This window comes from bacterium, from assembly GCA_016873475.1.
In the GTDB taxonomy this organism is placed as follows: domain Bacteria; phylum Krumholzibacteriota; class Krumholzibacteriia; order JACNKJ01; family JACNKJ01; genus VGXI01.
Window position 1 is genome coordinate 1 of sequence record VGXI01000130.1, and the last position, 9,353, is coordinate 9,353.

The following is a 9,353-nucleotide window of genomic DNA, read 5'->3' on the forward strand; positions in this document are numbered from 1 at the left end:
GGGGGCTCCTGGCTGAGCGCGCGGGCGATGGTCAGGCGCTGCTGCTGGCCGCCCGAGAGCAGGCTGCCGAGCGAGCCGAGACGGTCCTTCACTTCGTCCCAGAGGGCGGCGCGCGTGAGGCAGCGCTCGACGATCTCATTCAGAACGCTGCGGTTCCGGACGCCCGCCAGGCGCGGCGCGAGGGCGACGTTGTCGTAGACCGACAGCGGCAAGCCCACAGGCAGCGGGAAGACGACGCCAATGCGCCGCCGCAGCGCGTAGAGGTTGCGCCACTCGCCGAGGTCGCGGCCGTCGAGGCGGATCTCGCCGCTCACACGCATCGGCGCGATGAAGGCGTCCATCCGGTTCAGGGCGCGCAGGAAGGAGGTCTTGCCGCTGCCGGCCGGGCCGACGATGCCGAAGATCTCGCCGGCGCGCACCTCGAAGCTGGCGCCGGCCAGGGCGCAGTGGCGGCCGTAATGAACCGCCAGGTCGCGCACGGCGAGCTTGACGGCGGGCGCGGCGGCGGGCGCGCTCACCACTTCTTCCTCCCGCGCAGCCACATGCGGAAGCCGATCGAGAGCGCGTTCATCGCGAGCACGAGTGTGATCAGCACGAGCGCCGTGCCGTAGGGCATCGCCTCGGGCACGTCGGGCACCTGGGTGGAGATCACGAAGAGATGCAGGCTGAGCGCCATCGTCTGGTCGAAGACGCTGTGCGGCAGGAAGGGCAGGAAGAGCGCGGCGCCCGTGAACATGATCGGCGCCGTCTCGCCGGCCGCGCGCGAGACCTCGAGGATGATGCCGGTGAGGATGCCGCTTCCCGAGTTCGGCAGCACGACCGTGCGGATCGTCTGCCAGCGCGTGGCGCCCATGTTCCAGCAGGCCTCGCGGAAGGCCTGCGGCACGGCCTGCAGCGACTCGCGCGTGGCGACGATGACCACGGGCAGGCTCATCACGGCGAGCGTGAGGCTGGCGGCGAGGATGCTCGTGCCGAAGCGGAAGAAGAGCACGAAGGCGCCGACGCCGAAGAGCGCGTGCACGATGGACGGCACGCCGGCTAGGTTGATGATCGCCAGGTTGATCACGCGCGTCAGCCAGTTGTCGGGCGCGTACTCCGAGAGGTAGATCGCCGCCGCGACGCCGATCGGCACCGAGGCGATCAGCGCCACCACCACCAGCCAGATCGTGCCCACGAGCGCAGGCAGGATGCCGCCGGCCGTCATGCCCTGCGTCGGTTCGCTGAAGAGGAAGGTGGGTGTGATCGCCGGCGCGCCCTTGACGATGAGCACGGCCATGATGACGAGCACGGGCAGGATGAGCAGACCCGTCATCAGGCCGAAGAGCAGGCGGACCAGCTCCTGGCGACGGCGGTTGCGGGCGTTGAGCGGGGTGGCGCGGAACATGGCCTAGCGCCGCCGCGGGCCGCGGACGATCAGATCCGCGGTCAGGTTGATGATGAAAGTGACGAGGAAAAGCAGGATGCCCAGCGTGAAGAGCGCCCGGTAGTGCTCCGAGCCGACGGCGGTCTCGCCCAGCTCGGCGGCGATGGTGGCCGTCAGGGCGCGCACCGAGTCGAAGGGGCTTGTGGGCAGATTGATCGAGTGGCCGCTGGCCATCAGCACGGCCATCGTCTCGCCGAAGCCGCGGCCGACGCCGAGCAGCACCGCGGCGACGAGGCCGTTCTTGCCTGCGGGCAGTACGACGCGGCGGATCACCTGCCAGCGCGTGGCGCCCATTGCCTCGGCGGCCTCGCGGTAGCGGTCGGGCACGGCCTTGAGCGCGTCCTCGGCGATGGTCGTCATGATCGGCGCCGCCATCAGGCCGAGGATGACGCCGGCGTTGAGCACCGTCAGGCCGACCGGGACATCGAAGACGCGGATGATCAGCGGGTTCATGATGCTCAGGCCGATGAAGCCCCAAACCACCGAGGGGATCGCCGCGAGCAATTCGACGAGGACCTTGAGGATCTCGCGCGTGCGGCCCGTCGCGTACTCGGCGATGTAGATGGCCGCGCCCAGCGAGAAGGGCACGGCGAGGAGCATCGCGAGGCCGGTCACGCTGGCGGTGCCGGCGATGAGGGCGAGGATGCCGTAGGTCGGCCGCGTGTCCGAGGTCGGCCGCCAGTTGATCGAGCCGAAGAACTCGCCGGCATCGAAGCGCGAGGTCAAGAAGCCGACGCCCTCGGCGCTGATGAAGACGAAGATGCCGAGGATGAAGACGATCGCCGAGATGCCCGCCGCGAAGACCGCGACCTGCACCGCGCGATCGAGCCACCAGGCGCCGTTGCGGCGGTCCAGGGCCGGCGGTAGCCGGCGTCCGCTGCTCGGCGCCGCCATCTCAGCCGGCCCGCTCGCCGACGAGGATGTCCATCAGCTCGTGCAGACGGCGGGACAGCTCGCGGTGCAGGGCGGCGAGGCGCTCGCGGTCGAGCGGCGCTTCTTCGCTGGCCGCCTGCAGATCCCAGTGCAGGAACAGGGTGCGGAAGGGCAACTCGGACAAGCGCTCGCGGACGTCCCCGCTGAGGCTGATGATGATGTCGTGCGCCGCCAGCGCTTCATTGTCGGTGGCGAGCTGCGTGGGCACGTGGCTGCCGCAGTCCAGGCCGAGGGAGTTCATGTAGCTCTGCGCGGTGGCGTCGATGGCGAGCGCGGGCGTCCAACCGGCGCTCGCGTAGCGGCCGCTCTCGGGATAGGCCTTGCGCGCGAGCGCCGCGGCGAAGGGTGCCAGGCAGCAGTCCTTCTCATCGATGAAGAGGATGTTGCGCTGCCGCGGCGGCTTGGCCTGGCCGGCGACCGTGAAGAGGGTCTCCTCGCAGATATTGCGCGCCTGATCGGTGACGCGCTCGAGCCGATAGAAGGTGATCAGGAAGGCGAAGAGGTCCTGCGGTGGCCGCGATTGCTTGTCGCCGACGCGCAGCAGGTCGGCGTAGAGCTTGCCGAACAGGCGCCGCGAGGCGAAGGACGCCTGGCGCACGCTCTCCGCGCGCTCCGCGTCGGCGGCGATGAAGGCTCCGATGGCCCCGCGCAGGTTCTTGCCGCTGTGCTCGAGCATCAGCGAGATGTCGGCGGCCACCGTCTTGGGTGGCTGCTTGGAGAGCAGGAGCGCCTCGCGCGAGATCGAGCAGGCGTAGTCGCCGATGCGCTCGAGGGCGACGGTGAGGCGCATCACCGAGGAGATGAAGCGCAAGACGCCAGCGCTGGGCAGGTGGCGGACGATGAAGCTGTGGCTGAGCCGGTCCAGCTCGCGCGTCGCGCGGTTGATCGGGTTGTCCTCGATGATTGTGCGCGTGGCGAGGTCGTCGTCACCGCTCAGCATCGCCTCGGTGGCCTGCCGCAGCGCCGTGTCGACGCGCGCGTGCAACTCGCCGAGCTGGGTGCGGATCTGCTGGAGGTCGCGCTCGAGCCGTTCCTGGTAGTGGGGCATGGTCTCCCTCGGCTTGCCGCGCCGGGCGCGGACCTAGTCCAGCGGCCGGATGGGCGCGTAGCCCTTGTCGCGCAGGATGCGCTGGCCGGCGTCGCTGAGGATCCAGTCGAGGTAGGCCTTGACGGCGCCCGTCGGCTGGCCGGCCGTGTACATGATGAGCGGCCGCGCGATCGGGTAGCTGCCGTTGCGGGCGGACTCGACGGTGGGGGCGACCGGCGTCTCGCCTTCGCTGCGGGCGATGGGCACCGGCTTCACCTCGGGCGTCGCGTAGGCGAGGCCGCTGTAGCCGATGGCGCCGGGCGTGCGGGCGACGAGGTCGACGACGTCCTTGGAGCCGTGCATGTCCAAGGAGCCGAGCTTGTACTCGCGCTGCTTGCCGAGCACGGCCTCCTTGAAGTAGGCGTAGGTGCCGCTGTTGTTCTGCCGGCTGACGCGGACGATGTGGTCGTCCTTGGCGCCCGGCACGCTGACGCCGAGCTGCGCCCAGTTCTCGATCGCGCCGCCGTCGGCGTAGATCTCGGCGAGCTGGGCCAGCGTGAGTTGTCCGAGCGGGTTGTCGTGGTGCAGGTAGACCGCCAGCGCGTCGTAGCCGACGATGAACTCCACCGGCTCGTGGCCCTTTGCGCGCGCCTCGGCGATCTCGCTCTCCGTCATCCGGCGGCTGGCGTTGGCGATGTCCACGGTGCCGTTGATCAGTGCAGAGATCCCTGTCCCCGTGCCGCCACCCGAGATCGCGACGGCCACGTTCGGACTCACGGCCTTGTAAGCCTCGGCCCAGGCCTGGGCCACGTTGACGATGGTGTCCGAGCCCTTGTTCTGGATCAGCGTGCGGGAGCCGGAATCGCCGCGCCCGCAGCCGACGAGTGCCGCGAGCAGACAGAGCGGGACGAGCCAGGTCCGCATGAAGGTCTCCTCGACGGGGCCGGGCGGGGCCGTGTGAAATTGGGATGAAGATGGCGTGAAGACGCCTTCCGTATACCGGACTCCGGGGGCGAAATCAAGGGCCGACGCTGCGCCGCGGGCGAGCGACTAAAGCACGCGCAGCCAACGGTGTAGGGGCAGCAGCGCCTTGAAGTGCCCGTGCACGAGGGGCAGCAGCTCGGGGCTGCCGAGCGCCGCCGGCTGGCCGAGGCTGATCCCCGCATAGAGCCCCTTGACCTTCAGCAGTTCGGCGCGCGGATGCGCCGGGTCGAATCCGCGCGGCACGCGCTGCGTGCGCTCGCCGCCCACCGTGTAGCCGCGCTGCTCGACCGCGCCCAGCGCCCGGACCAGCGCGGGACCGGCCTTGGCGTCCAGCACGCGCTCGCGGTAGGCGGCCAAGGCCGCGGGCGTGAACTGGTAGAAGCCGAGGCCGAGGTAGACGTCCCTGGCGTCGAGCTGGAAGTAGAAGGCCGAGCTCGCGAGCTTGTCGCCCATGCCCTCCCACCAGAGCAGGCCCAGGTGGGTCTTGAAGGGCGACTTGTCGGGGCTGAAGCGCGTGTCGCGGTGCAGGCGGAAGATGCTGCGGTCCGTGCGCGGATCGGCGACGAGGCCGGGCACGTCCTCCGCGAGCCGCGCGCCGAGGGCGAGCACGAAGGCCCGCGCCGGCGCGAGCACGGCCGTCTCGTACTCGTCTCGGTGGGCGGCGAACCAGGTCTTGTCGTTGTTCTTCGCCAGCGCGCGGAAGAAGCGCGGCGCGGCGGGGGGAAAACCGGTGAACTCGCTGCTGGGCATGGCGGGCTCCTGCTGCCGGAGGGCGGCCAAGCCTAGCAGGCGAGGGCGAGGAGCGCAATCGAGCGCGGCGCGCTAGTCGCGCGGCCAGCGACGCGAAGCCCGGGAGTTGCCACGTGGCAACTCCCGGGTCTGCATGCCGATGAGGGATGTCGGCTACTTCCTGAGAATCCTCACAACGCCCCAGATGCCCTGCTGGCTGTCCCAAGAGAGCACCGTCGTTCCGGGTAGGGTGTCCTCGGCGATCTCGGCCATGTAGCCGCTGCGGCCGGCCGGGATCTGCGGCCGCCGCGTGGATCTCAACGAAGCGGGGGCCCTCGGGCGCGTCCGACTGGATCAGCAGCTCGAGCGAGGCCTCGAGCTGCACTCGATTTCGGGAGTTTCTTGGGTATTGATACTCGGTGCTTCTGCCATGGACGTCCTGGTGCTATACTATTGGCCATCTAGGCCGTCGACCTTCGGACTTGGGTTGAAGATCAGGAGGTAGGGCATGCGACGCGCTGATTGGCCTACGGGTATCAAGCCCCTCGCGGGGTGCCTTCTTGGATGCCTGCTTCTCGCAGCGGCCTTCCCGGCGAGAGCGGCCACGATTCACGTGCCGCTGACCGTAAGCACGATTCAGGCAGGGATCAATCTCGCCCAGCCTGGGGACACCGTGCTGCTGGCCCCAGGAACCTACACCGGCGTCGGAAACAAGGACCTCGACTTTTTCGGGAAGGACATTGCCCTGATCGGGGTAGGGGGCTCCGCCAACACCATCATCGACTGCCAAGGAGCAGGACGGGGAATGCACCTCACCAGCGGCGAGACGCGCGCTGCGCTGGTTCAGGGGATTACCATTCGCAACGGGAACCTGCCCTCCGGCCACGGCGGCGGAATCCAATGCTACTCCGCCCCTACCTTTCGAGATCTCGTCGTTCAGCAGTGCTACGCGAAGTACACAGGCGGCATCGACATCAACACGGGGGGAACACCCCTGCTCGAGAACTGCGTGATCGAGAACAATGTGGATGATACTGGGGCAGGCGGTGGGCTTTCCATCTGCAATGTCAGTGATGCCGTGCTTGTGAACGTGATAGTCCGCAACAACTACGGCGATGGGCGCGGAGGAGGGGTGAGTATCTGCTGGTCGGCCCCTCAGTTCTTCAATGTCACCTTCGAAGGAAACGAAGCGGCCGCGAATGGAGGCGGAGTTTGGTACAGCGCCGCGAGCGATGTCTACTTCAAGGACTGCGTCTTCATCCGCAATCGTGCCCGCGATGGCGGCGGGGTGGACACTGGCGGTCGGCCGGGCCTCTTCGAGAATTGCTCCTTCATCGAGAACACAGCGCTAGAGCTTGGGGGCGCGATCTGCATCGAGTCGGATCAGGGCGCGGTCTTCCGCGACTGTCTCATCCTACGCAACACGGCCGGCGCTGGCGGCGGGGTCTATGTGGGCGAGTACATGGCCTACCCGCCGGTTCAGTTCATCAACACCTCCTTCATCGACAATGAGTGCCTCTGGACCGCCGGTTCCGCAATCACGGCCAACTGGCAGGGCAAGGCAGATCTGATCAACTGCCTGCTCGTGGGGAACTCAGGCGGTCCAGCGCTCTGGACCGACTTCGGTGCCAGCCTCGACGCCTCCTGCTCCGATCTCTGGGGTAACCCGGCGGGCAACTACGGCGGCGACCTGCTCGATCAAACGGGGGTAAACGGGAACGTCTCCCTCGACCCTCTCTTCTGCGATGCCGCTGCGGACGACTTCACCCTTGTGGGGTCTTCGCCTTGCCTGCCGTGGAACAACGGGTGCGGCGTGCAGATGGGAGTGTACGGCGCCGGCTGCGATCTGACTGCCGTTGAGCAGGTAGTCCCGCAGCAAGCGGTCCTGGGGGCGAACTACCCGAACCCCTTCAACCCCAGCACGACGATCCCCTTCGCCCTGAATGAGCCAATGGCGATCGCGCTCTCGGTGTTCGATGTGAGCGGTCACCGGATCCGCGTGCTCGCCGAGGAGCGGCACTTCCCCGTCGGTCAGTTTGAGCTGGCATGGGACGGTCGCGACGCCGCCGGCCAGCCGGCGCCCTCCGGTGTGTACCTCTATCGCCTGGAGACTGCCGTCGGCGCGACAGCTAGGCCGATGCTGCTTGTAAAGTAAAAGCCGCCGCCAGCGGGGCTCGATCCTTGCGGAAGCTTCTCAGTACGACTTCGCGAAGAGCACGCGCCGCGCGCTGGCCCGCCCCGAGTAGACGCAATCGCCGGGTTCGAGGTCGGCCGGATCCGGTGTCAAGGGCAGGCAGCGAATCGTCGCCTTGGTTTCTTCCTTGATGGCAGCCTCGGTTTCCGCCGTGCCGTCCCAGTGCGCGACGAGGAAGCCGCCCTTCGTCTCCAGCTCGGCCTTGAACTCCTCCCAGGAATCGACGCGCGTCGTCATCTGCCTGCGGAAGGCGAGCGCCTTGGCGAAGATGTCCTTCTGGATCGCCACCAGCTTCTCGCTTGCGAGCGTGGCGATCGCGTCGACGGGCAGGGCCTGCTTCTCGCGCGTGTCGCGGCGCGCGCTGAACACCGAGCGCTTCTCGATGTCCTTGGGCCCGACCTCCAGTCGCAGCGGAACGCCCTTCAGCTCCCACTCGGCGTACTTCCAGCCGGGCTTGAAGTTGTCGCGGTCGTCCACCTGCACGCGCAGGCCGGCCGCGCGCAGGATGTCGCCCACGCGCTGGGCCTCCGTCACCGTGGCGCTGCGCTCCGCGTCCGTCTTGTAGATGGGCACGATCACCACCTGCACGGGCGCGAGGCGGGGCGGCAGGATGAGGCCGTCGTCGTCGCCGTGCGCCATGACGAGGGCGCCGACCAGGCGCGTCGAGACGCCCCAGCTCGTTGCCCAGACCAGCTCGCGATCGCCCTGCTCGTTCTGGAAGGTGACGTCGAAGGCGCGCGCGAAGTTCTGGCCGAGGTTGTGGCTGGTGCCGGCCTGCAGGGCCTTGCCGTCGCCCATCAGGCCCTCGATGCAGTAGGTGCGCAGCGCGCCCGCGAACTTCTCCTGCTCGGTCTTGAGGCCCTTGATCACGGGCAGGGCCATCTCCGTCTCCGCGAAGTCCGCGTAGACGTCGAGCATGCGCAGGGTCTCCTCCTCGGCCTCGGCCGCCGTGGCGTGCGCGGTGTGGCCCTCCTGCCAGAGGAACTCGGCCGTGCGCAGGAAGAGCCGCGTGCGCAGCTCCCAGCGCACGACGTTCGCCCACTGGTTGATCAGGATCGGCAGGTCGCGGTGGCTCTGGATCCACTTTCTGTACATGGACCAGATGATCGTTTCGCTGGTGGGGCGGATGACCAGCGGCTCCTCGAGCTTCTTGCCGCCGGCGTGCGTGACCACGGCCAGCTCGGGGCTGAAGCCCTCGACGTGCTCGGCCTCTCGCTGCAGGAAGCTCTCCGGGATGAGCAGCGGGAAGTAGGCGTTGACGTGGCCGGTCGCCTTGAAGCGGGCGTCCAGGCCGGCGCGCATGTTCTCCCAGAGGCCGTAGCCGTAGGGGCGGATCACCATGCAGCCCTTGACGGGCGCGTAGTCGGCCAGCTCGGCCTTCTGGACCACGTCCGTGTACCAGCGCGAGTAGTCCTCGGCTTGGGTGGCAATGCCCTGCGCCATCTTCGTCCTCCTGCGGGCGGATCGGCGTAAGCTACCTGGATTCAGGCCAGTGCGCAAGAGCAACCAGGGTGCGAAGCGTCCGCCGCTGGCAATGGCTCGCCTTTTCTGATAGGCTTTTCGTTGATGAGGGACTCTGGCCGGGGAGGGTGCAAGATGTGTGGTGATCACGATCAGAGGCGCTCGGGCGCCTGGCTAAGGCGCCTGATCCTACCTGTCGCCATTGCGCTCCCATCGGTCGCAGCGGCCCAGGGCGACTGGACCACGCGGTTCCTGCTGCCTGGCGCCGATCACTGGGTCTACGCCACGACCGTCTTCAACGGCGATCTCGTGATCGGCGGGGACTTCAGGCTCGTCGACGACTGTCCCGCAGACCGCGTCGCGCGATTCGATGGAACCCGCTGGGCTCCGTTGGGAGCCGGGTTCAACGGGATTGTCCGCTGTCTCTATGTTTTCGATGGCGTCCTCTACGCGGGTGGGGACTTCGAATCCTCGGGGACGACCGCCGTGAACCGCGTGGCGCGCTGGGATGGGGCTTCGTGGCGGCCGCTGGGGGGCGGCATCACGGGCCAGGGCGCCAGGGTGTACACGCTCCTCGGACATCGGCAGCAGCTCTTGGTTTT

At 68.2% G+C, this 9,353-nt stretch carries 9 protein-coding genes; 2 read left to right on the forward strand and 7 right to left on the reverse strand.

Annotation, left to right across the window (positions count from 1 at the left end; translation table 11 throughout):
* The 6 genes from FJ251_10655 to FJ251_10680 all read right to left on the reverse strand — a co-directional run.
* The coding region (locus FJ251_10655) for an ATP-binding cassette domain-containing protein (GenBank protein MBM4118180.1) at positions 1–518 on the reverse strand (518 nt) is incomplete at its 3' end.
* Positions 515–1,384, reverse strand: coding sequence for a phosphate ABC transporter permease PstA (gene pstA / locus FJ251_10660; GenBank protein ID MBM4118181.1), 870 nt, complete (start codon positions 1,382–1,384; stop codon positions 515–517). The genes pstA and FJ251_10655, both read right to left, overlap by 4 nt.
* 3 nt (positions 1,385–1,387) lie before the next feature.
* On the reverse strand, positions 1,388–2,317 hold the full coding sequence (gene pstC / locus FJ251_10665) for a phosphate ABC transporter permease subunit PstC (protein MBM4118182.1): 930 nt from the start codon (positions 2,315–2,317) through the stop codon (positions 1,388–1,390).
* A gap of 1 nt (position 2,318) precedes the next feature.
* Complete coding sequence (locus FJ251_10670) at positions 2,319–3,404, reverse strand: hypothetical protein (protein MBM4118183.1); 1,086 nt, start codon at positions 3,402–3,404, stop codon at positions 2,319–2,321.
* Positions 3,405–3,437: 33 nt separating this feature from the next.
* Positions 3,438–4,307, reverse strand: coding sequence for a phosphate ABC transporter substrate-binding protein (locus tag FJ251_10675; protein ID MBM4118184.1), 870 nt, complete (start codon positions 4,305–4,307; stop codon positions 3,438–3,440).
* A gap of 126 nt (positions 4,308–4,433) precedes the next feature.
* Complete coding sequence (locus tag FJ251_10680) at positions 4,434–5,117, reverse strand: DUF2461 domain-containing protein (protein MBM4118185.1); 684 nt, start codon at positions 5,115–5,117, stop codon at positions 4,434–4,436.
* A gap of 487 nt (positions 5,118–5,604) precedes the next feature.
* On the opposite strand from FJ251_10680, the gene FJ251_10685 reads away from it, so the two are divergent.
* Positions 5,605–7,251 (forward strand): hypothetical protein, encoded by a 1,647-nt coding sequence (locus FJ251_10685; GenBank protein ID MBM4118186.1) that lies wholly within the window; start codon positions 5,605–5,607, stop codon positions 7,249–7,251.
* Positions 7,252–7,290: 39 nt separating this feature from the next.
* Here FJ251_10685 and FJ251_10690 read toward each other — a convergent pair whose 3' ends face one another.
* Complete coding sequence (locus FJ251_10690; GenBank protein MBM4118187.1) at positions 7,291–8,733, reverse strand: proline--tRNA ligase; 1,443 nt, start codon at positions 8,731–8,733, stop codon at positions 7,291–7,293.
* Between the two features lie 153 nt (positions 8,734–8,886).
* Here FJ251_10690 and FJ251_10695 point away from each other — a divergent pair.
* The coding region (locus FJ251_10695) for a hypothetical protein (GenBank protein ID MBM4118188.1) at positions 8,887–9,353 on the forward strand (467 nt) is incomplete at its 3' end.